The sequence below is a fragment of the Rhodoferax sp. GT1R46 genome (assembly GCF_056521285.1).
Window position 1 is genome coordinate 629485 of sequence record NZ_JBWMBC010000001.1, and the last position, 26656, is coordinate 656140.

The following is a 26656-nucleotide window of genomic DNA, read 5'->3' on the forward strand; positions in this document are numbered from 1 at the left end:
TGAAAAATCGGATAGTCAGACCCTCTGCGGGGCGATCACGGCTGCTTAAATCATTCTGCATAGGCCGATTTCCCCGGTATTGCGAAAAATCAAGTTCCATGATGCGATCGGGCCGGGTGCGATAGCCCGCATTGATTTTTCGCAAGTGCAGTAGGACGAACATCTTTCAAATCAGCCTGTGTCCTGGTCGGCGTTACGGGTAATTTCGAGGGGGGAGCTATGCGCTTGTTTTTGAAGAAAAATGAAATAGCACAAGGGATGGAAATTGCCGGCGGCAACTGGCAAGGGCGCGCGCGGGAAATCGATCACTGGGCAAAAGCGCTGGATGAATTGCTGGCCGTTTTTGATGGCACCATGGCCGTGCAACTGCCGGACGGCAGTTCCGGCGTTTTTGGGCGTGGCGCGCACACAGGAGCAGAACCCGCGTTTACGCTCTGCGTTCGCAACGGGGCTGCCGTGCGGACCTTGCTGTTGGGGAAAGACCCGTTACGGTTTGCCGAGGCCTATTTTCGCGGCGATATGGATGTAGAGGGAGATCTCTTTGCCGCGCTCTCCCTGAAAGACTATCTGCATTCCCTGCAGTTGCCGATGGGCAGGCGATGGGTCTTGCTCCTGCGCCTGCTGGCGACCCGGGCGATGCCGCAGCCGGCACCCTCTGAAGCCATTCCCGCGCCGTCGCGCGCCAGTGATGTCAGGCACCACACGCGGGAAGAAAACCGGGACGCGATTTCCTTTCATTACGATCTCTCCAACGCCTTCTACCGGCTGTGGCTGGGTGAACGCATGGTCTATTCCTGCGCCTATTTCGAGGCGCCTGATAACACGCTGGAACAAGCGCAGTTCGCCAAGCTGGACCACATTTGCAGAAAGTTGCGCCTGGCTCCCGGTGAGATGTTTCTGGATGTCGGGTGCGGGTGGGGCGCGCTGGTCATGCATTCGGCCCAGCACTATGGCGTGCAAGCGCATGGCATTACCCTGAGTGAACGCCAGTTTGATCTGGCCCGCGCGCGCATCCAGGCGGCGGGTCTGGGCGAGCGGGTCACTGTCGAGTTGCGGGACTACCGTGACATGGCGGGTGATGCCCGCTTTGACAAGATTGCCAGTGTCGGCATGTTTGAGCATGTGGGCCTGAAAAACCTGCCCGTGTATTTCGACACCGTGCAACGGTTGTTGAAGCCCCACGGGCTTTTCCTGAACCACGGCATCACACACGAGGACGAAGGGTGGGGCGAAGCCATTTCGTCGCGCTTCATCAATCGCTATGTTTTTCCGGATGGCGAGCTCGACACCGTCAGCAACATCCAGCGCGTAATGGAGCAATCCAAGTTCGAGATTGTGGACGTGGAGGGCCTTCGGCCCCACTACGCCAGAACCCTGCGCCATTGGGTCCAGCGGCTGGAGCAGCAGCATACGCAGGCGCTGGAGTTCGTCAATGAGGCCACGTTTCGCGTCTGGCGGCTCTATATGGCGGCGTGCGCGATGGAGTTCGAAACCGGTGAGTTGGGCGTCTACCAGATACTGGCGACCCGGCGCGGTGGCAGAAACGGTTCCATGCCATTGACCAGGAAGTACATGTACCCTTGAATAGCAAGGCTTGTGGTGAGTCAAAAGCCCTGCATGCCACTTGGGATCACAGGGAAATCCCCTGGTGCCAGAATGAGGCGAGTCTTTGCCATCACAGGAGTTCACCATGCGCCACGCCTTTGCCTCCACCGTCAAGCCGTTCACAACCGCATCCGGCAAGACCGGGCAGCTGTATTCCCTGCCTGCGCTGACCCGGCAGTTTCCCAAAGTGGCGCGGCTGCCGGTGTCGATTCGCATCGTGCTCGAATCCGTGCTGCGCAACTGTGACGGGAAGAAGGTCACCCCCGACCATGTGGCGCAGCTCGCCAACTGGTGGCCCAACGCTGAGCGCACCGACGAAATTCCGTTTGTCGTCTCTCGCGTGGTGCTGCAGGACTTTACCGGTGTGCCACTGCTGGCGGATCTGGCGGCGATGCGCAGTGTGGCGGTCAAACTGGGCAAGGACCCCAAGCGCATTGAGCCCCTGGTTCCGGTGGATCTGGTGGTGGACCACTCGGTGATGGTCGATTCCTACGGCCAGAAGGACTCGCTGGACATCAACATGAAGCTGGAGTTTCAGCGCAACCGCGAGCGCTACGAGTTCATGAAATGGGGCATGCAGGCTTTTGACACCTTTGGCGTCGTGCCGCCGGGCTTTGGCATCGTGCACCAGGTGAATCTGGAGTATCTGGCGCGCGGCGTGCACCAAACCAAAGACCAGCTGTATTACCCCGACACCCTGGTGGGCACCGACAGCCACACCACCATGATCAACGGCATTGGCGTGGTGGGCTGGGGTGTGGGCGGCATTGAAGCCGAAGCGGCCATGCTGGGCCAGCCGGTCTACATGCTGACCCCCGACGTGGTGGGTTTCGAGCTCACCGGCCGCATGCGCGAAGGGGTCACCGCCACCGACCTGGTACTCACGGTGACCGAGATATTGCGCCAGCACAAGGTGGTGGGCAAGTTCGTGGAATTCTTCGGCGAAGGCACGCGCACCCTGGCCCTGCCGGACCGCGCCACCATTGCCAACATGGCGCCCGAATATGGCGCCACCATGGGCTTCTTCCCGGTGGACGAGAAGACCCTTGCGTACTTCAAAGGCACGGGCCGCACCCAGGAAGAGATCGAAGCGTTTGAGGCTTACTTCAAGGCACAGGGGCTGTTTGGCGTGCCCCAGTCTGGCGACATTGACTACTCGGAGGTGGTTACGCTTGACCTGGGCGCGGTGACGCCCAGCATGGCCGGACCCAAGCGCCCGCAGGACCGCATTGAACTGGGCCAGGTGGCCAGTCAGTTTGAATCGCTGTTCAGCAAGTCCAGTGCAGAAAACGGTTTTAATCAGCCAGCCCAGCGCCTGGGGCTGCGGGTTGCCGTGGACTGCGGCTCGGCAGCGCTGCCGCCCGAGGCGCCGCCGCTCAAGCCCGGCGCTGCGCGTGACGTCGTTGAAATGGTCGGTAACCGTCCCGCGCTGGTGGTTGCAGACGGCCCATCCGAGGTGTGTGAAATTCACGGGCCCGCCCAAACGCCGTTGACGGTGGGCCATGGCGATGTGCTGATAGCCGCCATCACCAGTTGTACCAACACCTCCAATCCCAGCGTGCTGCTGGCCGCCGGTCTGCTGGCCAAAAAGGCGGTGGAGGCCGGGTTGACCGTGGCGCCGCACATCAAGACCTCGCTGGCGCCGGGCTCGCGCATCGTCACCGAATACCTGACCGCCACCGGGCTGATGCCCTACCTGGAAAAGCTCGGTTTTGCACTGGCAGGTTACGGCTGCACCACCTGCATCGGGAATGCCGGTGACCTGACGCCCGAGCTCAACGCCGCCATTGCGAAAAACGACCTGATCTGTGCCGCCGTGCTATCGGGCAACCGCAACTTTGAGGCGCGCATTCACCCCAACCTCAAAGCCAACTTTTTGGCCAGCCCGCCGCTGGTGGTGGCTTACGCCATTGCGGGCAACGTGATGCGCGACCTCATGACCGAGCCTGTGGGCCAGGGCAAGGACAAAGATGGCAAGCCGCGCGATGTCTACCTGGGCGACATCTGGCCCAGCAGCGACGAGATTTATGCCTTGTTGAAGTTCGCCATGAACGGCAAGGCGTTTCGTGCCAATTACGGCAAGGTCAAAACCGAGCCCGGCAAGCTCTGGGAAGACATCCAAGGCGTAGCCGGACGAACCTACACCTGGCCGCACAGCACCTACATTGCCGAGCCACCGTTCTTCAAAGATTTTGCTATGAAATCAGGAGCTGCTCGCGCAATGGATACGGGGGCTAAAAGCCCAATTGGCACTGAAATTGTGACGGACGCCCGGATCATGGCCCTGTTTGGTGATTCCATCACCACGGACCACATCTCGCCTGCCGGTTCGATCAAGGAAAGCTCCCCTGCCGGTCAATGGCTGGTGCACAACGGCGTGCAGAAAGCCGACTTCAATTCCTATGGCGCGCGCCGTGGCAACCATGACGTGATGGTGCGCGGCACCTTTGCCAATGTGCGCATCAAGAACCTGATGATTCCACCGGACGCGGGCGGTTCGCGCGAGGAGGGCGGCGTGACGCTGTTCCAGACCGGGCAAGACGGCGCTCCCATGGAGAAACTGTCCATTTATGACGCCGCCATGCGCTACATGGCGCAGGGCACCCCAACCGTGGTGTTTGCCGGCGAGGAATATGGCACCGGGTCGAGCCGCGACTGGGCGGCCAAGGGCACGCAGTTGCTGGGTATCAAGGCCGTTGTGGCACAAAGTTTTGAGCGCATTCACCGCAGCAACCTGGTGGGTATGGGTGTGTTGCCGCTGCAGTTCAAGGACAGTGAGAGCTGGCAGACCCTGCGCCTGACCGGGAACGAGCAGATCACGATCGTGCCGGACCCCGATTTGCGCCCCCAAAGCGACGCCCAGCTGGTGGTGACCCGCGCGGATGGCAGCCGCACTACCACGACGCTGCGATTGCGCATTGATACCCCGATTGAGGTGGATTACTACCGCGCGGGCGGCATTCTGCCCTTTGTGTTGCGGCAGCTGTTGCAGGATTGAAGGCTGAAGATCAGGCGAACTGGCTGTCCGCGACAAGGGTGTCGCCGGTGCTGACCTGGTTGCGTCCGCCCGTTTTTGCCTGGTAAAGCGCGTGGTCCGCCAATTGGAAAAAAGCGTCCATGTCATGGATTTCCCTGGCTTTGGCGGTCGCTAGTCCAAAGCTGGCCGTGACGCAAAACGGTTGACCGTTCACCGCGACAAAGGGTTTGCTGGCGATGGCCGCACGCACCCGTTCAGCCAGCAAGACGGCGGCCTCCTGTTTGCTGTCCACAAGCAACGCTATGAACTCTTCGCCCCCGTAGCGGGCCAGGTTGTCCGTTACCCGAAACTCATGGCGGGCAATGCCGGCGATTTTCAGGAGGGTCATGTCCCCCGACAGGTGCCCATACTGATCATTGATCGCCTTGAAGTGGTCAATGTCGAAGAGGATCAATGACACCGACCAATCCTGGCGCCTGGCGAGTGCCATTTGCTGCTCCGCGCGTTGCGCAAATTCGCGGCGGTTGAGCAGACCGGTCATGAAGTCGGTGCTCGACGCGTACTTCAATTGTTCGATCAGGTTTTCGCGCTCCACTTCCAGCAGTTGCTTGGCCTGGCTGGTCTTTTTCAAGGCAGCGATCGCGTTCTGCATGTCGCCAATTTCATCCTTGCGGGTGGTGGGTAGCAGTGGCGTGTCAAGTTTGCCTTCGGCTATTTTCACGACGGCACGGGTGTTTGCGAGCAGCGGTCTCAATACCCGGCGGCGCAACAACACGAATACACCTATTTCGATGGTCAGCACCGTCAGGCCAATGGCAGCGTCGACGGCCAGGTCGTGCCGCGCCTGCGCGTAGCTTGCGGCGGCATCCTCGCGCGCCACATCGAACAGGGTGTCTCGCAGAGTCACGATGGAGGCCATCTCCGGCACGTACCGTGCGGCGAACTGAGCCGTGTCGACACCGTACGATCCCCGGACCAGGCCCTCCGCAGTCATGTCTGCAATAAAGGGCAGGCCGATGGCAAAGTAGTGGCCCTCCATACCGTCAATGGCGCTGGCCACGCGTGCTGCGGCAGGGTTGGCACGTGTCTGCACTTCGATCATTTTTCGCAGCTGCTCGATGCGGCCAATGAGGATCGGAATGTCGCGTCGCTCTTCATCACCCAGCGGCGCTTGCGCGGCCACCGCCGCAGTAAATTTGGAGCCGACGCGCCCGGCATATTCCCGCAGCTCGGCCGCGAGCCGCGCACCCGCCAGCGAGAGCGAAAGTTCCGGGTAAGCGCGTTCGGCGTCTGTGGACAAAAGCGTCACCGCTTCCAGCGTGGTATCAATGACGCCAAACATCTGCTCAATCGGTATTTTGGTGGTCCGGCCTGTGCCCGCGGTGCGTTCGGCAAGTGTCAGTTTAGCGACCCGGTCGACTTCCTGTCGCGCCTGGGTGAGCTGATCTTGTGCATGAGTAATCTGCTTTGCGGCGGCCTCGTGCGGCGCACGCGTGGTGCCTGCCAGAGACTGCAGGGCGGTTGCAAATGCAGCGTCGCTCGCGTTGCGCACATCCATCAGGCGCTGGCGCTTGGCAGGGTCGGGCTGGTCAGCGTCGCCCAATATGGCGTTCGCGGGACCGCGTTCGAATGAAGCCTTCTCGGCAATCCGGATCGCCTGAAATGCGAGCTCCATGGTCTGGAGGCCCCTTTGCGCCGCACTGACGGTGGCCCATTCCTGCAAAACAGATCGCGCCAGCATGACCGACACCAGCGTCAAAAGGACGGCAGTGGTCAACATGAAAAGTCGGGTCAATCGCATGTCGGTATGTGGGGAGTGCAAAGCGGCCATTCAGGTTGGCTTGCCTGCAGGGCCTGGTAACGCAGAAGCGAAGAATTATACGGAGGCGGCGCAGCTCAGCGGTGCCGTTTTGCTTCTATCATTGGACCAACCGGAGTCCACTATGCGAAGTCAAGTCAGCGTTACTTTCAAGAATCAACCACCCGTGCGGATTGACCTCGATCCCGATCAGCCCATGCTGCGCGAGCTGGCAAGCAAATGGCTGGACGAGCAGTTCCTCGCGCTGGAATGCGAGCCCCTGCGTGCAACCGGCAAATTGCTGATGGCAGACCGGGTTGTGGTGGTGGCGCAGGCCGCAGGTCCCGCCAAATTTTCAGATGCCGATTGGGCACTGGCGTTTGCCCAGGCCACCAGCGCGGCGTTGGGCAAGCCCGTGGTGAATGTGGATGCCGATGCGTTGAGCATCACCTATTGAATCAGGCGGGCATCCGCCGCGCCAGCAGCGCGCCAGCGTAGCGCGCTTCCAGCGGAATGCGCACCTGCAGCGGGCTGCCGGGCGCCACCGTGATGGCCTCGCCCTCCAGATTGCACATCTGCTCCAATGTGACGGTGTGGTTGCCGCTGGGGTGAATGACCTCGATCTGGTCGCCCACCAGAAACTTGTTTTTTACTTCCACCTCGGCCCAGCCGTCGCTCACGCCCCGCACCTCACCCACAAAATGGCTGTGGCCGATGTCGGAGTGACCGGTCTCGTAGTTCTGGTAGTCCTGTGACGGACGGCGCTCCAGAAAACCACTGGTAAAGCCGCGGTTGGCCAGACCTTCCAGTTCGGTGATCAGCTCCGGGTTAAACGCCTTGCCGGCCACCGCATCGTCAATCGCGCGGCGGTAGGTTTGCGCAGTGCGGGCCACGTAGTACAGGCTCTTGGTGCGGCCTTCGATCTTGAGTGAGTCCACACCAATCTCGACCAGCCGTTCCACGTGCTCCACGGCGCGCAGGTCCTTGCTGTTCATGATGTAGGTGCCGTGCTCGTCTTCCATGATGGGCAGGAGCTGGCCGGGGCGGCCGGCTTCCTCCAGCAGGTACACCTTGTCGGCCTCGGGGTGGCGCGCACTGCCGCCACAGGCTGCAAACGCGGACTCGGCCTCTTGCTGGGCTTCATTGAAGTTGAAGCCGGTGTCCATCTGGACTGCAATTGCCTCTCCGGTGTGGGGGTCCTCGCTGCTTGGCTGGGTGCTGTAGTTCCAGCGGCAGGCGTTGGTGCAGGTGCCTTGGTTGGAGTCGCGCCGGTTGAAGTAGCCCGAGAGCAGGCAGCGGCCCGAGTAGGCAATGCACAGCGCACCGTGAACGAACACTTCCAACTCCACATCGGGGCATTCCTGGCGGATTTTCTCGATCTCGTCCAGACTCAATTCGCGCGACAAAATGATGCGCGTAACGCCCACCTTTTGCCAGAACTTGACTGCCGCATAGTTGACCGTGTTGGCCTGTACTGAGAGGTGAATCGGTACATCGTTCAGGTTGCCCTTGTCCATGCCTTCACGCACCATCATGATCAGGCCGGGGTCGGCCATGATGAGTGCGTCAGGACGCATGGCAATCACGGGTTCGATATCGCGCAGGTAGGTGCGCACCTTGTCGTTGTGCGGCAGCAGGTTGCTGGTAACAAAGAACTTCTTGCCCCGGGCGTGGGCCTCCTGGATGCCGGTTTCGATCTGTTCCAGCCTGAATTCGTTGTTGCGCGCGCGCAGCGAGTACCGGGGCTGGCCGGCGTAGATGGCATCGGCGCCAAAGTCGAAAGCGGCGCGCATTTTGTCCAGCGACCCGGCGGGCAGCAGCAGTTCAGGTTTCTTGAGGCTCATGGGCAGGATTGTCCCGCAGCGCAGGCGTCTCGCCGGTCCGGGCGGTTACCGAGATCTGACGCAAGTCAAGAGTTGCAGATTTATTTGCCGGACAATGGCGCCATGTCTCGACAAATCTTAATTGCCGGTGGCGGCATCGGCGGCTTGGCCACCGCGCTGGCCTGCTCCAGGGCCGGCTGGCCGGTCCAATTGCTGGAGCAAGCCAGCGCATTCGCCGAGGTGGGAGCGGGCATTCAGCTGGGTCCGAACGTGGTGCGGGTGCTGCACGACTGGGGACTGGGGCAAGCATTGAGCCGGGTAGCGGCTTATCCCGAACTGCTGCAGGTGCGCAGTGCGGCCACGAGCGCCGAGCTGGGGCGGCTGCGCCTGGGTGAGCGCACCCGCACGCTCTATGGCGCACCCTATGCCACCATTCACCGGGCCGATATGCACCAAGTGCTGCTCAAGGCGGTGCAGCAGCAGCCCGAGGTGCAACTGCACCTGAATCAGGGGCTGCAGTCTTTTGTTCAGACCGATGACGGCGTGCATGTGCAGTCGCTGGATGGGAGGATGCTGCAAGCAGATGCACTGGTGGGCGCAGACGGGCTGTGGAGCCGGGTACGCCAACAGCTGCTGAATGACGCCAGGCCACGTGTAACGGGTCATCTGGCCTATCGGGCCATGGTGGCGCAGGTGGACTTGCCTGAGAGGCTGCGCAGCCAGCACATCACGGTCTGGCTAGGGCCCCGAATGCATGTGGTTCAGTACCCGGTGCGCCGCGGGCAGTGGCTCAATGTGGTCGCTATCGTGCAGGGTCGTGTGGCTGGCAGCATGGAGGACTGGGACCACAATGCCAATGCCCTGGATATTTACGCCGCACTGGCGTCCACCTGCAGTCCGTTGCGGGACCTGATCGGTGCCATCGAGCAATGGCGCCTGTGGCCGCTGTGTGATCGCCCGCCTATGCGTGGCGCACGCGAGCAGGCCCAGGGCCGGGTGGCGCTGCTGGGCGATGCGGCCCATCCCATGCGGCCCTATATGGCGCAGGGCGCTGGCATGGCGATTGAAGACGCAGCGTGCCTGCAGCAGGTGCTGACGCCATCGGATATGCCCATGACACAGCGCCTGGAGCGCTATGCGCAGCAGCGCTGGCAGCGCAATGCGCGGGTGCAGGCGCGGTCCATCCGCAACGGTAAAATTTTTCATGCCAGGGGGCCGTTTCGCTGGGGCCGTGACCTGTCCATGCGGCTGCTGGGCGAGCGCTTGCTCGACGTGCCGTGGCTGTATCGAGGCCCGGGTGCTGGAGAACTACCCTGAACGGGACATTGAACGTGCGACGCAAACTGCTAACCCTGGGCGGCCTGGCCGTTACCGTGGCCATCACGCTGGCACCCGTGTGCACGGCACTGGCACAGCCGGCTGCCAAAGTGGCGGTCTGGCCGACCAAGCCGATCCGGATCATCGTGGGCTTTCCCGGTGGATCCAGCCCCGACCTGACCGCCCGCGCACTGGCAGAACCCCTGAGCAAAGCGCTGGGTCAGCCGGTGATTGTGGACAACCGGCCGGGCGCGGGCGGAAACATTGCCGCCGATCTGGTGGCCAAAGCGACCGACGATCACACGCTGGGCTTGATGATCAATGGCAACCTCACTATTGCCCGCTTGCTCAACCCCAAAACCCCTTACGACCCGGTCAGGGATCTGGCATCCATTGCATTGGTAGGCACTGCGCCCTTGGTGCTGGTGGTGCCCGCCAGCTACACCGGCCAACCCAGGGATTTCATCAAGGCCGGTCTGCAAGCGGGAGATACGTGGAGTTATGGTTCGCCGGGTCAGGGCACCGTGGCGCACCTGGGCATGGAAATGCTGAAGGCCCGCACGGGCCTGACCCCGGTGCATGTGCCATACGCCGGCAACCCACAGGTCATGAACGCCATGATGGGTGGCCAGATTCAGCTGGCCCTGTTGCCGCCCGGACTGAGCATGGCGCAGGTGAAGGCGGGCAGGCTCAAGGCCATTGGTGTGACCTCAGCCGGCCGCAGCACGCTGGTGCCTGAGCTACCCAGCCTGTCAGACGCCGGTGTGCAGGGGTTCGAGCTGGAAATCTGGAACGCGGTGGCCGCGCCGGCCAGCATGCCCAAACCGGTCGTGGCCCGTTTGTCGGCGCTCATCAGCGAGATCGTGCGCAGCCCCGACATGCGCCAGAAGCTGTTCAGCCAGGGCTGGCAGGCGGTGGGCTCGTCGCCCGAAGGGCTGGCCATTCGCATTCGGCAAGACACCGCCGCCATGGGTGCCGTGATTGCACAGCAAAAGATCACGATGGAGTGAATGGGCCCGGGTTGACGCGGGCCCGGCATGCATCGATGATGGGTATGCGCCAAAAATAGCGCACACCATGAAGGAAGAAATATGAACGCCGCGAATGCATCCCCTGCCGTTACACCACAAGGTGCCGGATACGGTTTTTATTGCACCTTGAAGGGTCTGACCTTTGCCGATGCGGTCACCCGGGTTACCGACGCGCTCAAGACCGAAGGCTTCGGTGTGCTGACGGACATTGACGTCCAGGCGACGATGAAAACCAAGCTCAACATCGATGTGCCCGCCTACCGCATTCTTGGGGCGTGCAATCCGCCCTTGGCGCATCGCGCACTGACGGCCCAACCAGACATCGGACTCCTGTTGCCTTGCAACGTGATTGTGCGGGCGGAGGACAACGGCAACCAGACCGTCGGCTTCATGGATCCGGTCGCCGTGATGCAGATGACCGACGACCCGGAAGTGGCAAAGGTCGCTACCGAGGTGCGCAGTCGCCTGGAGAAAGTACGGTCAGCACTGGTGGCCTGACTCCCTCATAACTCGGTGCGCAGGCTCCAGATCTCGGGGAACAGCACCACATCGAGCATCTTGCGCAAGTAGCTCACCCCGCCCGTGCCACCGGTGCCACGTTTGAAGCCAATCACGCGCTCGACCGTTGTCACATGGCGAAAGCGCCACAGGCGAAAGGCGTCTTCCAGATCGGTGAGTTCTTCGCCCAGTTGGTACAGGTCCCAGTGCTCCTGGGGGTTACGGTAGACCTGCAGCCAGGCTTGCTCGACCTCGGTGCTCGCGGCATAGGGTTGGGTCCAGTCGCGCTGGGTGTGGCTGGTGGGCAGGCTCAGGCCACGGCGCTGCAGCAGGCGCAAGGCCTCGTCGTAGAGGGAGGGCGCCTCAAAGGCTGCCTGCACCAGCGCCAGCCGCGCAGGCGCATGGGCGTGGGGCTTGAGCATGGTGGCGTTTTTGTTGCCCAGTGAAAACTCGATACAGCGGTATTGAAAGCTCTGAAAGCCGCTGGACTGGCCCAAATACGGCCGCATGGCGCTGTACTCCGGCGGGGTCATAGTGGCCAGCACGTCCCAGGCGTGTACGAGCTGCTCCATGATCTTGCTGACGCGCGCCAGCATTTTGAAAGCCGCGCCGAGTTCGTCGTTGCGAATGCACGCGATAGCGGCCCCCAGCTCATGCAGCATCAGTTTCATCCACAGCTCGCTGGTCTGGTGCTGGATGATGAACAGCATCTCGTCATGCGCAGGCGAGAGGGGCTTTTGGGCCGACAGGATGGTGTCGATCTGCAGGTAGTCGCCATAGCTCATGCTCTTGCTGAAATCGAGCTGGGCCTTTTCTTCGGCAACGATGTTTTCGGGTGTGGTCATGGTTGGCTTTGCCTTTCAGGTCACCGCGTGTTTCTGGTTGAACTGGGGCTGCTTCCATTCTTTGGTTTCCAGCACCAAGCGCAGGTGCTCCACCGCGTTCCACACGTCTTCATAGCCGATGTATAGCGGTGTCAGGCCAAAACGCAGGATGTCCTTGTGCACACCGCCGTCGCCTGCGCGGTAGTCGCCAATCACACCGCGTGCGATCAAGGCTTGCACGATGGCAAAGGCCCCCGATCCACCCACTGCGTGCTCACGCGTCAGGCAGACTTGTGAGCCGCGTTGGGCGTGTTCGCGCGGTGTGGCCAGACCCAGGCCAAAGCCTTGGCAGCGTTCTTCCACCAGCGCAATGAAAAGGTCCGTCAAGGCGAGCGATTTGGCGCGCAATGCCGCCATGCCGCCCATTGCTTCGGAGGCTTTGAATCCGTCCAGCCCGCATTCCAGCAAGGACAGGCTGACAATCGGTTGGGTGCCACACAGGTAGCGGGTGATGCCGGGTGCGGGCTGGTAATCGGGGGTGAATTCAAAGGGCGCTGCGTGGCCCCACCAGCCGGACAGGGGCTGCCAGAACCGGTCGGCATGCTGGGGGTTCACCCACACGAAGGCCGGGGCGCCAGGGCCCCCGTTGAGGTATTTGTAGCCGCAGCCAATGGAAAAATCGGCGCCAGCGCCGCGCAGGTTTACCGGTACGGCACCCGCGCTGTGTGCCAGGTCCCACACCGTCAAAGCGCCGGCAGCATGGGCAGCAGCGGTCACCGCGGTCATGTCGTGCATGGCGCCGGTGCGGTAGTTCACATGGGTGAGCATCAAGATCGCCACATCGGGCGTCAGGGCGGCGGCAATCTCGTGGGGTTCCACCAGTTTCAGTGTGTAGCCCCGTTCCTTGCACAGGCCTTCGGCAATGTACAGATCGGTCGGGAAGTTGCTCCGCTCGCTCACGATAACGCGGCGCTGGGGCGCATACTGCGCAGCAATGGAGAGCGCTGCGGACAGTACTTTGTAGAGGTTGATGGAGGTGGTGTCGGTGACCACCACTTCGTCCTGACCCGCACCGATCAGCGGCGCAATGCGGTTGCCCAGCCGCTGCGGCAGATTAAACCAGCCGGCAGTGTTCCAGGATCGGATCAGGCCCTGGCCCCACTCCTGGGTCACCACCTCGGCAGCGCGTGCTGCGGCTGTTTTGGGCATGACGCCCAGTGAGTTGCCGTCGAGATAAATAACGCCAACGGGAACGGAGAACAGGTCGCGCAGGGAGCGCAGCGGGTCTGCGGTGTCGCGCTGTTGGCAGTCTTGCAGGGTGATCATGGCGGTCCTTTTCTTGGCTGGCCGCGAAGGTAACACCGCTCAAAACCGTGTGGTGTCGGTTATTTCCAACACCTGGAAAATCGAATGGTATTAGCGCTTCATGCGCGTGGGAGAGTCATGGGTGATGCCCCAGGAGTCTGATGAGGAGGCCCTGGGTGCCGTGCCCTGCATTTCGTCGCGCGCGGCAAACCACAGCGCGAGGCCCACCCCGCCGATGAGAATGACCGCCCCCAACACCAGTTTCACGACGGTGACCCACACCTTGGGTTCGTTGTTCTTTTTCATGCTTGTTCCGATTGCCGTGTTAAATGTTTGCTTCGGCAAAAAATAGTAGTGGAGGTTCAGGTCAACGGACTCAGGTTCAACCGTTGCCTTGGGGGACGAAGATTACCACCCATGCACGCTGCAGTACCGGTGCTGTCGTCGCAGCAGCCTCCCCACCCGAAGTCCATCTGATGTGAGTTCAGGCCGCCCCGCGTTGTTTGATCCACCCGCGCTGTGGGTCATAGCCCCACCATGCGAGTCCAAAAAACAGGCACGTCCCCGCGATGACGACAGCCCAGGACAGACCGTTGACCTGGCCGTACATGGCGAAGCGGATCGCCTCCACTGCATGCGTGAAAGGGTTCCACTGCGCCAGGGTCAGCAGCCACCACGCCCCAGACTCTTCGAGTTTCCACAAGGGATACAGCGCCGGGCTGATGAAGAACATCGGAAAAATCACAAAGTTCATGGTGCCTGCAAAATTCTCCAGTTGTTTGATGTACACCGACAACACCAGTCCCAAGGCAGCCAGCAAGGTGGCTCCGCTCAGCATGGCAAGGAACAATAACGGCAGGTTCCGCAACTCGAAGCGCACGCCAAAAGCCCATGCAATCACCAGAAAAACGACCATTTGCAGTACGGACAGGCTGGTTCCACCCATCAGCTTGAAGGCCAGCAACCAGCCGCGGGGCAGGGGGGCGGTTAGCAGCAGTCGCATCACGCCCATTTCACGGTCATACACCATTGACAGCGAACTTTGCATGCCGTTGAACAAGGCCACCATGCCCAAAAGCCCCGGCACCATGTACACCTGATACTCCACATAGGTCTCGTAGGGGGGGACAATGGAAACGCCAAAAACATTGTTAAAGCCTGCCGAAAAAACCACGAACCACAGCAGGGGGCGCACCAGAGCGGAGCCCAGTCGCGAGGGTTGTCGCAAAAACTTGCGTATTTCGCGGCCAACCACTGCACGCATGGCCCGGGCAATGTGCAGGCTCAAGGGCGTTGCTTGCATTTACTTTCCTTCTCGTCCACGCCAAGCGTGTCCATTACCTCGGTGGGGTGGAGCACGCCGTCAAGCGGCGCGATGCCCACCACACCGTCAACGTGGCTCAGGAACAGGGGTTGGCGCAACTGGCCGTCCCAGGGTCGAAATGACAACCGAGGGCCCTTGAATCCATCAAAATAAACCGCGCCACTGCGCAGGGCTTTGAGCTGTTGGGCGATGATCGCACGGGGGTCGTCCACCAGCACCGCTGCCACCGCTTTGACCGCTGCCCAGGCAGCCCAGTCGGCGCTCTGCATCGGGCGCTTGGCCAGGCGTTGAAAGCTCCGTGAAATCTGGGGTCCACCGCTGCGATCCCATTGGGGATGCCAGGCCGTTGCGACCAGTCCATTGGCGCCAACGACCGGGCGAGGCCACTGGGTGGCGTAAGGCAGGGTCCGGGCGAACTCGCCCTGGCTGTCCATGATGGCCACGACTTCGTGTTCCCGGTCACCGGTCAACAGACGGTTGTTGGCGAGATCGCGGTCGCGTGGATCGGTGGAGAGCTTGAAGGGGCGCGTCTGCGTGATGGTGAGCCCATAGCGGCGCGCTGATCGGTTCATGGCATCGGCTTGCAACTGGTCACCCGCCAAAGGTCCCTGCAGCATCAGTACTTTGCGCCAGGAGCGCGCGGCCAGGTACTGAGCCAACGCGTCTGAAAACATTTGGCGACTCGGGTAAGTGTGCAGCAAGTGGGCTGCACATTGCTCGGCACGCAGGGCATCGTCATCCAGGCCTGTGTTGAACACGATGGCTCCGCCCAAGGCCGCAGGAGCAGAGAGCACCAGCTGGCGCAACTCGGTGGCCGGCAGGTCGGCAATCAGGTGCTGCACGTGCTGGGCCTTGAGGTCAGCCAGTATTTTTGGCAATGCCTGCATGTCGGGAAGCACAATGTCACGAACGGTCAACTCCAGACCCGCGGTCTGCAACTCCATTGCGGAATCTTCAGCGGCCAGTTTCACGGCGTCCAGAGCCCGCCCTTGGGGGTGCCCGGGGTAGGCCCGTTCAAGACGGCGCGGGGCGTAGCGTGCATCGTTGGCCAATGAAATGACCGCCACGGTGACATTCTTGCTGGATGCTGCGTGTGCCACTACCGTGCTGGCTCCCAGCCAGGCCAGAGCCCACACCCGACTCCACCGAAGTGCTGCGCTCCGGAGGCGTTCATTCATTGGCTTGCACGCCATCAGGGTTGCACCAGGATGCTGTGCGGTACTCGGCCTGCGGGTACGGTGCGCAACGCTTTGCCGGAGGCCGTGTCAATCAGAGTCATGTCGTCCGACAGGCCGTTGGCTACATACAAAGTCTGGCCGTTGGGGTGCATGGTGAGGCCCCATGCGCGCTTTCCAACCAGAATTTGGCGCTTCACCTGGCGGCTTACCACGTCGACTTCGGCCACATGGTTGGCGCGGCCCAAACCGATCCATACGGTTTTTCCGTCCGGGCTGAGGGTCATGCCTACGGGTGTGATGTCAGAAGCCCGCATGCCTTTGATCTTGAACTCCAGCGTGTGTTTGACGTTTTGGTCTTCCGTGCTGACCACACTGACGCTGGCCCCCAACTCATTGGTAACCCACAACTCCTTGCCACCTGCCGCAAGTACAAAGCGGCGCGGGCGCTTGCCGACGCGGATGTTTTTGATCACCTTGTGCTGCGCCAAGTCAACAAGGTGTACCACGTTGGCAACCTCGGATGTCACATAGGCGTGCTTTCCGTCGGGCATGACCAGAATGCCCTCGGGTTGGCCACCCGTTTTTACATCGAACAACTTGGCCTTGGTCTCCAGGTTGTAGGCCGACATGCCGCTTTCCTCCTCAATCGTTACATAAGCAGTTTTGCCGTCCGGGCTGAGGTCAAACATTTCAGGGCTGTCGCCAACCGGCACATTGCCCACCATTTTTCCGCTGGCAATATCCACTACGCCCAGCTGGTTGCTGTCGCCGCAGGTCACGTAGATCTGCTTGCTGTTGGCGGCAAACATCATGTTGCGCGGTCGCTGACACACCTCAACGGCGGAGAGCCGCTTTCCATCGAGATCGAAAACGTAGATATTGTTGTCTTTCTCACTGGATACATAAACCCGGCCGCCTGTGGACGGCTGCGCCATGACCACGCTGCTCCACACAGCCAGCAAGGCCACCAAAACGCTACGTAACAACGACTGAAGCCGGGGGGAGGAATTGATGGCTGCCATTCTCTGGCCTGCAGCTTGCATAGGTTTCATGGGTGGTGTCTCGTGTTTGGCATTTTTGGAACAGTGATTCAACACCGTCAGGCTCCGCGAGATGTTACAACGCTGTCTAGAATAAACATGCAAATCCTCACTCCACCATTGCGGCCCTCCCGTAGTCAGTTATGACCGATATTTTGTTGAATGCGAAAGACCTGTACAAGTCCTACTCGGGAAAACCCGCGCTCAGCGGTGTCAGCGTGGAATTGCATGCGGATGAAATGGTGGTTTTGCTGGGCTCCAATGGTGCGGGCAAATCCACTTTGCTGCAACTTCTCACTGGATTATTCAGTCCGGACAAGGGCCAGATACAGGTGTTGGGTCATGACATGCGCACCCATGCCAGTCGGGCGCTGGCTGGTCTGGGTGTGGTGTTCCAGCAAAGCGCGCTGGACCTGGATTTGACTGTGCGGGCCAATCTCCTGTTTCACACTGACCTGCATGGCATGCCGCGCATGCTGGCCCGTCAGCGTATTGCCAGCGGGCTGGGAACAATGGGGTTGGCGGAACAGGCCGATAGCGTCGTGCGCAACCTGTCGGGCGGTACGCGTCGCAAGGTTGAGCTGGTGCGCGCCATGTTGCATCAACCCAAGGTGCTTTTGATGGATGAGGCCACTGTGGGCCTGGACCCAGCATCCCGTCAACAGCTTTTGACTACGGTGCGCGGTCTCACGGGCAGCCATGGTGTTGCGGTATTGTGGGCCACCCATCTGGTGGAAGAAATCAAAGTGGCCGACCGGTTGATTTTGCTGAGCAAAGGTGTTGTGCGTTTTGTCGGTTCCGTGGACGATTTCATGGCCCAGACGACGGGTAACGACCTGCATGAAGAATTGCTCAAAGCACTGAGTCCGGAATAGGTATGAAACTCGTTCGATCCATCACTTTCCCTGGATGGAGCGGCCCCCTGCGCTCACGCTTGTACCGCCGGATCTGGATCACAGCGCTGTTGGTGTTCACACTGACAGTTCTCCATGCAACAGAGAAGCCCTTGTTGCCTCTGCGGGTCGGTATTCTCGAGTTCGGCACGGTGAACTGGGAGCTGGAAGTCATCCAAAGCCGCCAGCTCGCAAAGAAGCACGGCGTTGATTTGAAAATAGTTCCGCTTGCATCGGGTGATGCGTCGACTATTGCTCTGCAGGGGGGTGCTGTCGATATGATTGTTTCTGACTGGATATGGGTCACCCGACAGCGCGCAGAGTCGAACCGGTTCACCTTTGCGCCGTATTCCAATGCCGTGGGCTCCGTCATGGTCAAGTCCGACAGCGGCATCAGGAAGCTGGCCGACCTGCAGGGGAAAAAGCTGGGAGTGGCGGGAGGGCCATCCGACAAGACCTGGCTTCTGTTGCGTGCGTATGCGCAACGCAAGCTTGGAGTGGATTTGACGCAATACACCCAGCCAAGCTATGCCGCGCCGCCGCTGCTGAACGAACTGGCGTTGCGGGGGCAAGTGGATGCCGTTCTCAACTTCTGGAACTATGCGGCCCGGCTGGAAACGGCGGGCATGCGTCCGCTCATTGAAGTGCCTGAAATTCTCAGAGGCCTCGGAATAGACAAGCCGATACCGCTGATCGGCTGGGTGTTCCGCGAAGATTGGGCTAACGCCAATGCAGAAGCGGTCAAGGGCTTTTTGACCGCGTCGTATGAAGCAAAAAACCTGTTGGCCAAATCCGATGCACAGTGGGACCTGATCCGGCCCAGGATGCGCGCTGAAAACGACGCCGTGTTCCGGGAGCTGCGTGACAGATACCGCGCGGGCATTCCTGTCTGTTCGGATCAGGACACCATGGCTGCGGTCAGCGCCACGTTCAAAATTTTGGCGGATACCGGCGGTGAGAAGCTGGTGGGGAAATCGAAGACCCTGGCGAGCGGCACCTTTTGGCCCGGGTTCGTGTTGCCAGCACGCAACTGACGTTCAAACGATTCGGAGAACGGGTGCGAGGGCGTTGGGTCCGCGTTCTTCCGATGCTGCTTTTTTTGTGCATCTGGCAAATAGCAGCGTCAGCGCTGGAAAGTAAGACACTGCCGCCCCCCAGCGCGGTTTTAACCACCCTGTGGCAAGAGATTCAAACCGGTGACCTGCTGTTTCATCTGGGGATGACATTGCGCCGGGTGGCGATCAGTTTTACCGCCGCCATGCTCATCGGCATTGCCTTGGGCTTGTTGATGGGGCGGTACAAAGGCTGGGATTGTCTACTCGATAATTTTCTGATTCTTGGCCTGAACATACCGGCCTTGGTAACGATCATCCTTTGTTACATCTGGTTTGGCCTGTCGGAAGCAGCCGCTGTGCTGGCGGTCACGCTCAACAAAGTTCCGGTCGTTGCCATCAGCTTGCGCGAAGGTGCCCGTGCAGTCGACCAAAGCCTGCTGCAAGTGGCACGGGTCTATCGCCTTTCGCGCTGGGACACTTTTTTCAAAGTGTATTTGCCCCAACTCACGCCGTACCTGCTGGGTTCAGCCCGCAACGGGCTGGCGTTGATCTGGAAAATTGTGCTGGTGGTAGAGCTTTTGGGGCGCAGTGACGGCGTCGGTTTTCAAATTGGCAGCCTGTTTCATTTTTTTAATATCACGGGAATCCTTGCCTACACGCTGGCGTTCGCGTTGGTGATTTTTGCTATTGAGGCGCTGTTTCTACGCCCGCTTGAAACGCGTTTGAACCGGTGGCGTCCATGAAGCCCCTGTTGGTGAACATTCGCAAGAAGACGTATCCCAATGGCTGCTGCGCCATTGAGAATTTGTCCTTTGGTGTTCAGCCGGGAGAGTTCGTCGCTCTTGTGGGGCCCTCCGGGTCGGGCAAGACCACGTTGCTCAACCTGATAGCCGGACTGGACCTTCAGATGGAGGGGCAGGTCAGTTTTGACACCGAAGGTTTGCCCGGCGGGCGCCCCAGAATTGGCTTTATGTTTCAGGAGCCGCGCCTGATGCCCTGGCTAACCGTTCAGCAAAATCTGGAGTTGGTTCTGCCAGCGGCCACGCGTGCGCGGCAAACGGTGCCACTGCAGCATTGGCTGGAACGGGTGGGCTTGCCGGACTGTGCCCAGCTGTTTCCTGGTCAGCTATCGGGTGGAATGCAGCGCAGGGTGGCTTTGCTGCGCGCGTTCATTGTCAAACCGGATGTGCTGCTGATGGACGAACCGTTTCAGTCTCTGGATGCCCCCACAGCGCAGCAGCTCCGAACTCTGCTGCACGACCTGTGTGAACGGACCCAGCCTACCGTGCTGTTTGTTACCCACAGTCTGCGCGAGGCGCTCAGTCTGGCGGATCGCGTTTTGTTTCTCTCGGCCGGGCCGTCCACGGTCATTCTGGATTACCCGGTCGTTTTGAAGAAGCCGCGCGCCATAGAGGACGCGGCGGTGCAGGCAATGCATGACGCCCTGCTTGCACAATACCCGCGGATCCTGAGCGGAGTCCTCTACTCCTGACGTCCCACTAGCAGGTATTCCAACAGCGCTTTCTGCACATGCATGCGGTTTTCGGCTTCATCCCAGACGACTGACTGTGGTCCATCGATTACGTCGGCGGCCACTTCTTCCCCCCGGTGGGCGGGCAGGCAGTGCATAAACAGGGCGTCGGCCTTGGCCACCGCCATCATTTTGGCATCGACGCACCAGGCCGCGAACGCAGTACGCCGTGCCTCGTTTTCGGCCTCATAGCCCATGCTGGTCCAGACATCGGTGGTGACCAGATCGGCACCGGTACACGCCTCTAGCGGGTTGCTATAAGTTTTATAGCTGCCTGCGCCCATTCCACGGGGGGTAACGGCCACTTTCTCATCCAGTTCATAGCCGGTTGGCGTGCTCACGCGCAAGTGAAAGCCCAACAGTGCCGCTGCCTGCAACCAGGTGTTGGCCATGTTGTTGCCATCGCCCACCCAGGTCACGGTCTTGCCTGCAATGGGGCCACGGTGCTCGATGTAGGTGAAGATGTCTGCCAGGATCTGGCAGGGGTGAAACTCGTTGGTCAGGCCATTGATGACCGGCACGCGCGAGTGCGCTGCGAAGCGCTCGATCTTGGTTTGCTCGTAGGTGCGGATCATCACGATGTCGGTCATGCGACTGATGACGCGGGCGGAGTCTTCAATCGGCTCTGCGCGGCCCAGCTGGCTGTCCCCGGTCGTCAGGTGCACCACGCTGCCACCCAGCTGGTACATGCCGGCCTCAAAGCTCACACGGGTGCGGGTCGAGGCTTTCTCGAAAATCATCGCCAGCGTGCGGTCCACCAGCGTGTGGTGGCGCTCAAAGGTTTTGAACTTGGCCTTGATGAAGGCGGCGCGTTCCAGCAGGTAGCCGTACTCTTCGGTGCTGAAGTCAGCGAATTGCAGGTAGTGCCTGACAGGCGGCGCACCGGTGGGAACGGTGCTGGGAATGCCTTTTACGGTGGCTTTTGCGATGGCTTTGGATGCGGTGCTCATGCCGCATCCTTCAATAGACTGGATATCAGCGGGCACAGAATGGCCACGATCTGGTCAGCCTCGGACGTGGTCAGAATCAGCGGTGGTACCAGGCGAATGACCGTGTCAGCCGTTACGCTGATCAGCAGGCCGTTGTCCGCACACTGTTGTACCAGTGCGCCGCAGGGTTTGGAAAGGTCCACGCCCAGCATCAAGCCCTCGCCACGGATGTCTTTGACTGCACCACTTGCCAGCTCGGTTGCCAATGCTGTTTGCAGCGCAGCTTTCAGGTGGGCGCCCACGCGGGCTGCGTTGGCCATCAGACCTTCTTCTTCCATGATGCGGATGGTTTCCACCCCGGCGCGCATGGACAAGGGGTTGCCGCCAAAAGTACTGCCGTGGTTGCCTGGCGCAAAAATGTGGGCGGCTTTGGGACCAGCGACTACCGCACCTACGGGCACCCCCGAGCCCAGGCCTTTAGCCAGCGGCATGACGTCGGGCTGGATACCGGCCCACTGGTGCGCAAACCACTTGCCGGTGCGGCCCATGCCGCATTGCACCTCATCAATCATCAGCAGCCAGTCGTTCGCATCGCACAGGGCGCGCACGTCGCGCAGGTAGTCCATGTGCATGGGGTTGACGCCACCTTCGCCTTGAATGGCTTCAAAGAAAACGGCCACCACATTGGGGTTGTTGGCGGTGGCCGCTCTCAGGCTGTCGATGTTGTTGATCGGTACCCGGATAAAACCTTCCACCAGCGGGCCAAAGCCGGCCTGTACCTTGGGGTTACCGGTAGCGCTGAGTGTGGCAATGCTGCGACCATGAAAGGCCTTCTCGTACACCACGATCTCCGGACGCTCAATACCTTTGTCGTGGCCGAACTTGCGTGCCAGTTTCAGCGCTGCTTCATTGGCCTCCAGCCCGGTTGAGCAGAAGAACACATTGGTCATTCCCGAGCGCTCCACCAGAAGGCGAGCCAGCTCTTCCTGGAGGGGTACGTGGTAGTAGTTGGACGTGTGGATCAGCTTGGTCACCTGATCCTGCAGGGCGGCTACCAGTTTGGGGTGGTTGTGCCCCACGGTGTTGACGGCTATACCACCCAGAGCGTCCAGGTACTCGCGGCCATTCACATCCCATACGCGGCAACCCTGGCCATGCGAAAGTGCAATGGGCAGGCGTCCATAGGTGTTCATCACGTGGGGTGAAGACGGCGTGGCAGGGGACGTGGCGGCGGTCATGTAAAGGCTCCAGTTTTGGCTCAAAAACAAGTCGGCCCAATGCGAGCCCGGGCAGATCCGGGCGGGTTGGGCCGTTGAACCGTGATTCTAGGGCCATCGGCCGTCGGTGGGCCTATGCGTTGGGGCTTCACCGCCGGTTAACACAAACCGTTTAATATTTGCATTTAAGTCCGGACTTATATGGAGGCTTTCATGCTGCTTCGCACCACCCTCACTCCGCGCACTCTTGTATTGGCTCTGTCACTCGCTGCGAGCGCCTCCCTGTGGGCCGCAGACCCGGTCACCGATGCCTTGCAACAGGCCTATGCACCTTACCGCGCCGCGTTGTTCAAGACGAATACAGGATCACAAGCCGATTCGCAGCAGGTGATCGGTCAGGCACAGGCGGCATGGACGCAGATCATCAGCCAGTTTGGCAGTAAGCCGGCTGCGCCCTATGACCGGGACACCGGATTCGCGGCGTCGCTTGCCGAAGTAGCCCGCGTGTATGCCAAAGCGGCGGATGAAATTAGCAAAAACCAGCTCGCTGCCGCCCACGAAACTCTGGAGCATGCGCGCGAAGTGATGGCCGGGCTGCGCCACCGCAACAATGTGATCGTGTACAGCGACCATATGAATGCCTATCACGCTCAAATGGAGCGCGTATTGATGGACGGTGTCAAATTGATTGACCAACCCAGGGGATTGCTGGAGCTCACCGCACAAACCGGTGCACTGGAGTATCTGGCTCGGCAGCTGGACACGCAGGCGCCGGCTGACTACGTCGCAAATGCGGAGTTCAAAGCGCAACTTAATGCCGTTCAGCGATCGGTGGCTGACCTGAAGGCGGTCTTGCTGGCGCAAGATGCTGCGGCAGTTAAAGCGGCTATCGGCAAGCTGAAGGGGGCGTACAGCAAGATGTTTGTGAAGTTTGGTTGAGGCCGCGCGCTGAGAGGGTGTCAGCAAAGTGGAGGCGGTGTCAGATAGAATCGTATTGCGGCGCAGCAATACCATTGCTGCAGCAAACCAGCCGCGGCGACCAACATCTATCCGATGGCTTCCACACCTTCCAAAGAGCTATACATTCTGGGTTTGACCCGACAAGGCAAGACGTTTCGCCCCAGCGACTGGGCCGAGCGTTTGGCGGGGGTGATGAGCCAGTTTCGTCCTGGCGGCCCACAACCTGGCAGCCATCTGGGGTATTCACCCTGGTGCGTACCAACGTCCATCGGCCAGGTGAAGTGTGTGATCGTCCACCCCGATCTGCGTGAATATGACGTGATGGCGTGGGATTTTTGTCTGAACTTTGCCAAAGACAACGAATTGCAGGTCAGCGAAACCCGTCCTGTTCACCAGTAGCAGAAACAAAAAAGCCGTTCAGTTGAACGGCATTTTTGCTTTGCTGGCAGCGCACCCTTACAAAACGGCGCGCGGAGTTTTTAAAGACCCTGCGCGTGCTTTTTGCCTAAAAATTAGGCTGCGAGTGCCAAGGCTTTCACCTTGGTAGCCAAACGGCTCTTGTCGCGTGCTGCCTTGTTTTTGTGGAAAATGCCTTTGTCAGCCACGGTGTCAACCACGGCTTGCATTTTCGCAAACAGTTCTGCGGCTTTTGTCTTGTCGCCGGCAATAACTGCTTTCTCGACGTTCTTGACCGCAGTACGGTACTTGGAACGCAAAGAAGTGTTTGCTGCATTGATTTTGACGTCCTGACGGACGCGCTTACGGCCCGACGCAAGGCGCGGGTTCTTTTTCTTGGGTTTTCCAGATGCCATAGTAATAGTTCCTTGTGTTCGAGGATGATGCCAGCAAAGCCCACTATTGTAACAGCTACACTTGGCCTGTGAGTCTCTTCAAATCCGCCTCTACCGTCTCCCTGTTGACCCTGGCATCGCGCATCACCGGGCTGGTGCGTGAACTGCTGATTGCTTCCACGTTCGGCGCCAGCGCCATGACGGATGCGTTCAACGTGGCATTTCGCATTCCCAACTTTTTCCGCCGCCTGTTTGGCGAAGGGGCCTTCAGTCAGGCTTTTGTGCCGGTTCTGGCCGCTACGCGCGCGCAACAGGGGCAGGAAAACACCCATTTGCTGGTAGACCGTGTGGCAACGGTCCTGGCTTGGGCCCTGTTGCTGACCTGTGTGCTGGGGGTGGTCGGTTCGCCTCTGCTGGTCTGGGCCATGGCCAGTGGATTGCAGCAAAACCCCCGGGGCTTTGAGGTGGCTGTAGTGATGACCCGCTGGATGTTTCCCTACATCGGCTTCATGTCGATGGTGGCATTGGCAGCAGGGGTGCTCAATACCTGGAAGCGCTTTGCCGTGCCTGCCGTCACGCCTGTCTTGTTGAATCTGTGCATGATTATGGCCGCCTGGCTGGGCGGACCGTGGTTCAAATCCATGGGGCTGGAGCCCATTTATGCCCTGTGTGCGGGGGTATTGGCGGGCGGAGTTTTGCAGTTGACCGTCCAGTTTGTGGCCCTGCACAAAATGGGTTTGATGCCGCGCGTGGATTGGCGCCTGACCGCCATTCGCGCCGCCTGGGCCGATCCGGGCACCAAAAACGTGGCCCGGCTCATGGTGCCCGCACTGCTGGGCGTCAGCGTTGCGCAGATATCTACCTTGATCAACACGCAGATTGCCTCGCACCTGCCCAGTGGAAGCGTGAGCTGGCTCACCTACGCAGACCGCCTCATGGAATTCCCCACCGCAATGCTGGGTGTGGCACTGGGCGTGGTGCTGATGCCGCAGCTGGCTTTGGCCAGTGCGTCGGGCGACGCCAAAAAATACTCGGCACTGCTGGATTGGGGCCTGCGCATCGTGGTGCTGTTGTCGGTGCCGTGCTCCATCGGACTGCTGATATTTTCCAAGCCCCTGGTTGCGGTGCTGTACCACTACGGTGCTTTCACTGACTTCGATGTGCAGCAGACCACCGTGGCCCTCATGGGCTGGGGCGCCGGTCTGGTGGGTATCATTGCCATCAAGGTGCTGGCACCCGGCTATTACGCCAATCAGGACATCAAAACCCCGGTGCGCATTGCCGTGGCGGTGCTGGTGATTACGCAGTTGCTTAATCTGGCATTGGTGCCTATCTTTAAACATGCGGGGTTGTCGCTATCTATCAGTTTGGGCGCATTGATCAACGCCTTGTGGTTGCTGGCAGGTTTGCTCTGGCGCAAGCGCTACCGGCCGGAGCCGGGCTGGGGCGTGTTTATCGCGCAGGTGCTGGCCGGCGGCGCCTTGCTGGTGATCTATCTGTTATGGGCTGCGCAGGCGTTTCCCTGGCTTGAGTTGCGCAGCGAGAGCCTCAAGCGCATTGGCTTGCTGGCGCTGTTGCTGGTGGGGTCCGGGGTGGTGTATCTGGGGGCCGTGTGGGCCGCCGGTCTGAATTTGCGGCAGTTCCTGCGCCGCTGATATTTGTGGGGGGATCAACATGAACCTGTCTTTTGACGTGCCCACTCCGTTGGATTACTTTGCCACGCTGGTGCACGGCGACAGCGACTTTGCGCTGTTTGAAGCGGCCGTGAGCCTTGCGCAGGATGAATATCCCGAACTGGACGTGCAAACCGTTCTGGGCGAGGTGGACCAGCTTCAGGCGCGCCTGCGCCGGCGCATTCCGGCCGATGCCGCGCCGATCCAGAAGCTGCGCCTTCTGAACCAGTTCTTTTTTCAGGACCTGAAATTTGGCGGTAACGCCAACGACTACTACGACCCGGACAACAGCTACATCAGTGAGATGTTGCACACGCGCCGAGGAATTCCCATTACGCTCGCGGTGCTGTGGATGGAATTGGCGCAGGGGCTGGGTCTGTCGGTGCGGGGAGTCGGGTTTCCCGGGCATTTCATGGTGAAGGTTTCCCTGCCCATGGGGCAGGCCGTGATCGACCCCCTGAGTGGTAAATCCCTGAGCCGTGAAGACTTGGCCGAGCGGCTGGAACCCTACCGCGGGCGCAGCGGCCTGCTCGATGAATTCGAGGCGCCGTTGGGGCTTTACCTGCAGACGGCACCACCCCGGGACATCATCGCGCGCATGCTGCGCAACCTGAAAGAAATCCATCGCAACCAGCGGGACTGGCAGCGTCTGTTGGCCATTCAGGAGCGCATGATTGTGTTGCTGCCCGAATCGTGGCCTGAATACCGTGACCGGGGTTTGGCCCACTCGGAGTTGGGGCACACCGAGCAGGCGCTGGCTGACCTGGAGTGCTATCTGGTGCATGCCGACGATCTGGTGGATGTGGATGCCATTGCTGACCGGGTGGATGAACTGCGCCGCACCGGGCATTAGATTTTTGACTAAATAAGGCCCTAGCCCCCGTTTC

Annotated in this window: 25 protein-coding genes; 14 read left to right on the plus strand and 11 right to left on the minus strand. The window is 60.4% G+C overall.

Annotation, left to right across the window (positions count from 1 at the left end):
- The first annotated feature begins 219 nt into the window (after positions 1 to 219).
- Positions 220 to 1584: a class I SAM-dependent methyltransferase gene (locus AC097W_RS03000; RefSeq protein WP_479600831.1), complete on the plus strand. Its 1365-nt coding sequence runs from the start codon at positions 220 to 222 to the stop codon at positions 1582 to 1584.
- 106 nt (positions 1585 to 1690) lie between these two features.
- Positions 1691 to 4603, plus strand: coding sequence for an aconitate hydratase (locus AC097W_RS03005; RefSeq protein ID WP_479600832.1), 2913 nt, complete (start codon positions 1691 to 1693; stop codon positions 4601 to 4603).
- Between the two features lie 10 nt (positions 4604 to 4613).
- Here AC097W_RS03005 and AC097W_RS03010 read toward each other — a convergent pair whose 3' ends face one another.
- Complete coding sequence (locus tag AC097W_RS03010) at positions 4614 to 6362, minus strand: sensor domain-containing diguanylate cyclase (protein ID WP_479600833.1); 1749 nt, start codon at positions 6360 to 6362, stop codon at positions 4614 to 4616.
- Positions 6363 to 6525: 163 nt separating this feature from the next.
- On the opposite strand from AC097W_RS03010, the gene AC097W_RS03015 reads away from it, so the two are divergent.
- Positions 6526 to 6837, plus strand: coding sequence for a hypothetical protein (locus AC097W_RS03015; RefSeq protein ID WP_479600834.1), 312 nt, complete (start codon positions 6526 to 6528; stop codon positions 6835 to 6837).
- A gap of 1 nt (position 6838) precedes the next feature.
- Here AC097W_RS03015 and trhP read toward each other — a convergent pair whose 3' ends face one another.
- The gene (gene trhP / locus AC097W_RS03020) at positions 6839 to 8224 is read right to left on the minus strand and encodes a prephenate-dependent tRNA uridine(34) hydroxylase TrhP (protein ID WP_479600835.1); all 1386 of its coding nucleotides are present in this window, start codon (positions 8222 to 8224) and stop codon (positions 6839 to 6841) included.
- Between the two features lie 102 nt (positions 8225 to 8326).
- Here trhP and AC097W_RS03025 point away from each other — a divergent pair, with 102 nt between their 5' ends.
- The 3 genes from AC097W_RS03025 (at position 8327) to AC097W_RS03035 (ending at position 11049) form a co-directional block, all read left to right on the plus strand.
- Positions 8327 to 9520 (plus strand): FAD-dependent monooxygenase, encoded by a 1194-nt coding sequence (locus tag AC097W_RS03025; RefSeq protein ID WP_479600836.1) that lies wholly within the window; start codon positions 8327 to 8329, stop codon positions 9518 to 9520.
- A gap of 14 nt (positions 9521 to 9534) precedes the next feature.
- Positions 9535 to 10530, plus strand: coding sequence for a Bug family tripartite tricarboxylate transporter substrate binding protein (locus AC097W_RS03030; RefSeq protein WP_479600837.1), 996 nt, complete (start codon positions 9535 to 9537; stop codon positions 10528 to 10530).
- Between the two features lie 81 nt (positions 10531 to 10611).
- Positions 10612 to 11049, plus strand: a complete 438-nt coding sequence (locus tag AC097W_RS03035) for a DUF302 domain-containing protein (RefSeq protein WP_479600838.1) — start codon at positions 10612 to 10614, stop codon at positions 11047 to 11049.
- Positions 11050 to 11054: 5 nt separating this feature from the next.
- On the opposite strand, the gene kynA is transcribed toward AC097W_RS03035, so the two are convergent.
- The 6 genes from kynA to AC097W_RS03065 form a co-directional block, all read right to left on the minus strand.
- Positions 11055 to 11894, minus strand: coding sequence for a tryptophan 2,3-dioxygenase (kynA, locus tag AC097W_RS03040; protein ID WP_479600839.1), 840 nt, complete (start codon positions 11892 to 11894; stop codon positions 11055 to 11057).
- Between the two features lie 15 nt (positions 11895 to 11909).
- Positions 11910 to 13199, minus strand: coding sequence for a kynureninase (gene kynU, locus AC097W_RS03045; protein WP_479600840.1), 1290 nt, complete (start codon positions 13197 to 13199; stop codon positions 11910 to 11912).
- A 90-nt stretch (positions 13200 to 13289) separates the two neighbouring features.
- Positions 13290 to 13484, minus strand: a complete 195-nt coding sequence (locus AC097W_RS03050; RefSeq protein ID WP_479600841.1) for a hypothetical protein — start codon at positions 13482 to 13484, stop codon at positions 13290 to 13292.
- A 178-nt stretch (positions 13485 to 13662) separates the two neighbouring features.
- Complete coding sequence (locus tag AC097W_RS03055) at positions 13663 to 14481, minus strand: ABC transporter permease (RefSeq protein ID WP_479600842.1); 819 nt, start codon at positions 14479 to 14481, stop codon at positions 13663 to 13665.
- Positions 14463 to 15680, minus strand: a complete 1218-nt coding sequence (locus tag AC097W_RS03060; RefSeq protein ID WP_479600843.1) for a type 1 periplasmic-binding domain-containing protein — start codon at positions 15678 to 15680, stop codon at positions 14463 to 14465. The genes AC097W_RS03055 and AC097W_RS03060 overlap by 19 nt, the downstream gene beginning before the upstream one ends.
- Positions 15681 to 15694: 14 nt before the next feature.
- On the minus strand, positions 15695 to 16732 hold the full coding sequence (locus tag AC097W_RS03065; protein WP_479600844.1) for a YVTN family beta-propeller repeat protein: 1038 nt from the start codon (positions 16730 to 16732) through the stop codon (positions 15695 to 15697).
- Positions 16733 to 16863: 131 nt separating this feature from the next.
- On the opposite strand from AC097W_RS03065, the gene AC097W_RS03070 reads away from it, so the two are divergent.
- Genes AC097W_RS03070 through AC097W_RS03085 form a run of 4 tightly spaced genes read left to right on the plus strand, consistent with a single transcriptional unit; the run spans position 16864 to position 20160 of the window.
- Positions 16864 to 17595 carry an ATP-binding cassette domain-containing protein gene (locus AC097W_RS03070; protein ID WP_479600845.1) on the plus strand — a complete coding sequence of 244 codons (732 nt, stop codon included), beginning with the start codon at positions 16864 to 16866 and terminating at the stop codon, positions 17593 to 17595.
- Between the two features lie 2 nt (positions 17596 to 17597).
- On the plus strand, positions 17598 to 18647 hold the full coding sequence (locus tag AC097W_RS03075; RefSeq protein ID WP_479600846.1) for an ABC transporter substrate-binding protein: 1050 nt from the start codon (positions 17598 to 17600) through the stop codon (positions 18645 to 18647).
- A 53-nt stretch (positions 18648 to 18700) separates the two neighbouring features.
- Positions 18701 to 19411, plus strand: coding sequence for an ABC transporter permease (locus AC097W_RS03080; protein ID WP_479600847.1), 711 nt, complete (start codon positions 18701 to 18703; stop codon positions 19409 to 19411).
- A complete protein-coding gene (locus AC097W_RS03085) occupies positions 19408 to 20160 on the plus strand; it encodes an ABC transporter ATP-binding protein (RefSeq protein ID WP_479600848.1) in 753 nt (250 codons plus the stop codon). The genes AC097W_RS03080 and AC097W_RS03085 overlap by 4 nt, the downstream gene beginning before the upstream one ends.
- Here AC097W_RS03085 and argF read toward each other — a convergent pair.
- Positions 20151 to 21149 (minus strand): ornithine carbamoyltransferase, encoded by a 999-nt coding sequence (gene argF / locus AC097W_RS03090; RefSeq protein WP_479600849.1) that lies wholly within the window; start codon positions 21147 to 21149, stop codon positions 20151 to 20153. The two genes, AC097W_RS03085 and argF, sit on opposite strands and share 10 nt — an antisense overlap.
- Positions 21146 to 22366, minus strand: coding sequence for an acetylornithine/succinylornithine family transaminase (locus tag AC097W_RS03095; RefSeq protein WP_479600850.1), 1221 nt, complete (start codon positions 22364 to 22366; stop codon positions 21146 to 21148). The genes argF and AC097W_RS03095 overlap by 4 nt, the downstream gene beginning before the upstream one ends.
- 192 nt (positions 22367 to 22558) lie before the next feature.
- Between AC097W_RS03095 and AC097W_RS03100 the strand changes: the two genes are divergently transcribed.
- Both AC097W_RS03100 and AC097W_RS03105 read left to right on the plus strand, forming a co-directional pair.
- Complete coding sequence (locus AC097W_RS03100; RefSeq protein WP_479600851.1) at positions 22559 to 23284, plus strand: hypothetical protein; 726 nt, start codon at positions 22559 to 22561, stop codon at positions 23282 to 23284.
- A 114-nt stretch (positions 23285 to 23398) separates the two neighbouring features.
- Positions 23399 to 23704, plus strand: coding sequence for a DUF3579 domain-containing protein (locus tag AC097W_RS03105; protein ID WP_479600852.1), 306 nt, complete (start codon positions 23399 to 23401; stop codon positions 23702 to 23704).
- 113 nt (positions 23705 to 23817) lie between these two features.
- Here the strand turns inward: AC097W_RS03105 and rpsT are convergent, their stop codons facing one another.
- A complete protein-coding gene (rpsT, locus tag AC097W_RS03110) occupies positions 23818 to 24117 on the minus strand; it encodes a 30S ribosomal protein S20 (protein ID WP_479600853.1) in 300 nt (99 codons plus the stop codon).
- Between the two features lie 68 nt (positions 24118 to 24185).
- On the opposite strand from rpsT, the gene murJ reads away from it, so the two are divergent.
- Positions 24186 to 25751, plus strand: coding sequence for a murein biosynthesis integral membrane protein MurJ (gene murJ / locus AC097W_RS03115; RefSeq protein WP_479600854.1), 1566 nt, complete (start codon positions 24186 to 24188; stop codon positions 25749 to 25751).
- Positions 25752 to 25770: 19 nt separating this feature from the next.
- Positions 25771 to 26622: a SirB1 family protein gene (locus AC097W_RS03120; protein ID WP_479600855.1), complete on the plus strand. Its 852-nt coding sequence runs from the start codon at positions 25771 to 25773 to the stop codon at positions 26620 to 26622.
- Positions 26623 to 26656 lie beyond the last annotated feature (34 nt).

Bases quoted from the DNA above. Each gene is read 5' to 3' on its own strand.
- AC097W_RS03015 (WP_479600834.1), top strand. From the start codon at position 6,526: ATGCGAAGTCAAGTCAGCGTTACTTTCAAGAATCAACCACCCGTGCGG.
- AC097W_RS03060 (WP_479600843.1), bottom strand. From the start codon at position 15,680: ATGAATGAACGCCTCCGGAGCGCAGCACTTCGGTGGAGTCGGGTGTGG.
- AC097W_RS03095 (WP_479600850.1), bottom strand. From the start codon at position 22,366: ATGACCGCCGCCACGTCCCCTGCCACGCCGTCTTCACCCCACGTGATG.
- argF (WP_479600849.1), bottom strand. From the start codon at position 21,149: ATGAGCACCGCATCCAAAGCCATCGCAAAAGCCACCGTAAAAGGCATT.
- AC097W_RS03105 (WP_479600852.1), top strand. From the start codon at position 23,399: ATGGCTTCCACACCTTCCAAAGAGCTATACATTCTGGGTTTGACCCGA.
- AC097W_RS03075 (WP_479600846.1), top strand. From the start codon at position 17,598: ATGAAACTCGTTCGATCCATCACTTTCCCTGGATGGAGCGGCCCCCTG.
- AC097W_RS03070 (WP_479600845.1), top strand. From the start codon at position 16,864: ATGACCGATATTTTGTTGAATGCGAAAGACCTGTACAAGTCCTACTCG.
- AC097W_RS03080 (WP_479600847.1), top strand. From the start codon at position 18,701: ATGCTGCTTTTTTTGTGCATCTGGCAAATAGCAGCGTCAGCGCTGGAA.
- AC097W_RS03085 (WP_479600848.1), top strand. From the start codon at position 19,408: ATGAAGCCCCTGTTGGTGAACATTCGCAAGAAGACGTATCCCAATGGC.
- AC097W_RS03025 (WP_479600836.1), top strand. From the start codon at position 8,327: ATGTCTCGACAAATCTTAATTGCCGGTGGCGGCATCGGCGGCTTGGCC.
- AC097W_RS03065 (WP_479600844.1), bottom strand. From the start codon at position 16,732: ATGAAACCTATGCAAGCTGCAGGCCAGAGAATGGCAGCCATCAATTCC.
- kynU (WP_479600840.1), bottom strand. From the start codon at position 13,199: ATGATCACCCTGCAAGACTGCCAACAGCGCGACACCGCAGACCCGCTG.
- rpsT (WP_479600853.1), bottom strand. From the start codon at position 24,117: ATGGCATCTGGAAAACCCAAGAAAAAGAACCCGCGCCTTGCGTCGGGC.
- AC097W_RS03055 (WP_479600842.1), bottom strand. From the start codon at position 14,481: ATGCAAGCAACGCCCTTGAGCCTGCACATTGCCCGGGCCATGCGTGCA.
- AC097W_RS03000 (WP_479600831.1), top strand. From the start codon at position 220: ATGCGCTTGTTTTTGAAGAAAAATGAAATAGCACAAGGGATGGAAATT.
- AC097W_RS03010 (WP_479600833.1), bottom strand. From the start codon at position 6,362: ATGTTGACCACTGCCGTCCTTTTGACGCTGGTGTCGGTCATGCTGGCG.
- AC097W_RS03005 (WP_479600832.1), top strand. From the start codon at position 1,691: ATGCGCCACGCCTTTGCCTCCACCGTCAAGCCGTTCACAACCGCATCC.
- kynA (WP_479600839.1), bottom strand. From the start codon at position 11,894: ATGACCACACCCGAAAACATCGTTGCCGAAGAAAAGGCCCAGCTCGAT.
- AC097W_RS03050 (WP_479600841.1), bottom strand. From the start codon at position 13,484: ATGAAAAAGAACAACGAACCCAAGGTGTGGGTCACCGTCGTGAAACTG.
- trhP (WP_479600835.1), bottom strand. From the start codon at position 8,224: ATGAGCCTCAAGAAACCTGAACTGCTGCTGCCCGCCGGGTCGCTGGAC.
- AC097W_RS03035 (WP_479600838.1), top strand. From the start codon at position 10,612: ATGAACGCCGCGAATGCATCCCCTGCCGTTACACCACAAGGTGCCGGA.
- AC097W_RS03100 (WP_479600851.1), top strand. From the start codon at position 22,559: ATGCTGCTTCGCACCACCCTCACTCCGCGCACTCTTGTATTGGCTCTG.
- AC097W_RS03120 (WP_479600855.1), top strand. From the start codon at position 25,771: ATGAACCTGTCTTTTGACGTGCCCACTCCGTTGGATTACTTTGCCACG.